Source organism: Nonomuraea sp. NPDC051941 (assembly GCF_044593615.1).
This window is the reverse complement of sequence record NZ_JBIUCF010000134.1, coordinates 1-2,423: the sequence shown is the minus strand read 5'-3', so window position 1 is coordinate 2,423 and position 2,423 is coordinate 1. Positions and strand designations below refer to the sequence as shown.

The following is a 2,423-nucleotide window of genomic DNA, read 5'->3' as shown; positions in this document are numbered from 1 at the left end:
CGTCATCGAGGTCGACCAGCAGGATCCGGCCGGGGTTCTCGGCCTGCGCCGAGCGCACCAGGCCCGACACCGCCGCACCGATCAAAGCACCATCGACGCCATCCCCATCCGACGTGTTCAGGCGGGCCGCCGAAGGGCCGGTCGCCATACCGGCATCGGCGCTGCCGGTTGTCACCGCGCCGCTGGTGACCAGCACCAGCCGGGTCTCGGTCAACCGCTCATCAGCCAGCCAACCACTCAGCACACCTACGACCCGATCGAGCGCCGGCCGGAGGAAAGCATCCGCCTGCAGGCGCATCACCACAGCGGTGGGAAGAGACCGGCCGGACGCGACCGCATCACCCAACGCCGCCACATCCACGAACTCCCCGACACCACCACCAGCGCCCTGGACAGCCGCGGCCAGACCAGGCCACCGCTCACCCACCACCGCCACATCTCCGACCCCAGAACCGACCGGCTCGCCCGGCAGCGGCACCCACTGCACACGATGCAGCGCATCGTGCCCAGCCTGCGGACGCGACGACAGTCCGCCGGCCGGTAGCGGGCGTGAGATCAGGCTTGTGATGATGGCTACCGGCGCGCCGGTGGTGTCGGTGATGTGGATGCTGGTGGCGCCGTCGTCGGTGGGTTGGGCGTGGACGCGCACGCGTTGGGCGCCGGAAGCGAGCAGCTCCACTCCGTTCCAGGCGAACGGCAGCGCGACGCCCTCAGCCTGCTCGATAAGACCGGTGGCGTGCAGGGCGGCGTCCAGCAGCGCCGGGTGGATTCCGTAACCGCCGGCCTCGGCGGCCTCTCGCTCGTCGAGCTCTACCTCGGCGAACACCTCGTTGTCGCGGATCCAGGCCCGCTTGAGTCCCTGGAACGCCGGACCGTATCCATATCCGGTGCTGGCCAGTGTCTCGTAGTGGCTGGATACGTCCACCGCCTGCGCTCCCGCGGGCGGCCACTGTTCGCCAGCAGGACTCGGCGTGCTGCTTGTCGCGGTGAGGGTTCCGGTGGCGTGGCGTGTCCAGGGTCGCTGGCTGGTGCGGGCGTGCACCGCCACCTCACGCCGACCGTCCTCGTCGGCTACGGACACCGCCACCTGGATCTGGACCGGCTCGTCGCCCTCGATGACCAGCGGCGCTTCAAGCGTCAGCTCCTCCACCACCGGGCAGCCGACCTCGTCACCCGCTCGCACGGCCAGCTCCACGAACCCGGTGCCGGGGAAGACCACCGTCTCCCCCACCCCGTGATCGGCCAGCCACGGATGCGTGGCGGTGGAGATCCGGCCGGTCAGCACCAGCCCGCCGTGATCAGGCAGTTCCACCGCCGCCCCCAGCAGCGGATGGTCCACGCGGGCCTGGCCCAGCCCGCTCGCGTCCGAGACCCCTGCCACGGCGGACTCCAGCCAGTAGCGCTGGTGCTGGAACGCATATGTAGGCAGCTCAGCATTCACGCTGGTGCCGGGTAGGAGTTTTTGCCAGTCCACGGCGACACCGGCGGTGTATGCCTCGCCCGCCGAACGCATGAATCGGTCGGGGCCGCCCTCGCCACGGCGCAATGAGCCCACCGCAACGCCCGAGGTGCCGGTGGCGTCCAGGATGTCCTGCACCGCCATCGTCAGCACTGGATGCGGGCTCACCTCGATGAACGCGGTGCGGCCATCGGCCAGCAACGCCCGTACCGCCCCCTGGAAGTCCACCGGCCGGCGCGCGTTGGCGAACCAGTACTCCGCCCCCAACTCCGAACCCGCCAGCACACCACCGGTCACCGTCGAATACACCGGCACCCGCCCCGGCCCGGGCTCGATCGGGCCCAGCATCTCCAGCAACTGCTCCCGCAGAGGTTCGACCATCTGCGAATGCGAGGCCACCGTGGTCGCGATCACCCGCGCCCGCACCCCCTCACCACGCAGGCCCTCCACGAACTCCTCCAGCGCCTGCGTCGGCCCCGCGACCGCACACGAAGCCGGTCCGTTGTCCGCGCTCACCTCCAACCCTTCGCCCACACGCTCCCGCACCACCTCGGCAGGCAGCCCCACAGCGGCGATCGCGCCGCGTCCCCACAACTCGGCGGCGAACAACCGGCTGCGCAACACCACCACCCGCACGGCGTCGGCCAGCGACAACGCCCCGGCCACATACGCTGCGGCCACCTCGCCCTGCGAATGCCCGATCACCGCTGTCGGCCGGACCCCGACCGACTCCCACAACGCCGCCAGGGCCACCCCCACCGCGAACGCCATCGGCTGCAACACCTCGATGGACTCCAGCCCATCAGCGTTGGCCAGCACTTGGGCCGGGTCCCAGTCCACCCACCGCCGGATCTCGGCGAAGCACTCCTCCAGCCGGGCGGCGAACACCGGCGACGCCTGCGCCAGCTCCACCCCCATCCCGGCCCACTGCGCCCCCTGACCCGGGAACACCAGCACCGCATCC

The 2,423-nt window shown here is 70.9% G+C and carries 1 protein-coding gene; it reads right to left on the bottom strand.

Features of this window, described 5'->3' with window-relative positions; translation table 11 throughout:
* Positions 1-2,423 (bottom strand): acyltransferase domain-containing protein (locus ACIHFD_RS67755; RefSeq protein WP_397375950.1); only part of this gene is annotated, 2,423 nt, incomplete at both ends.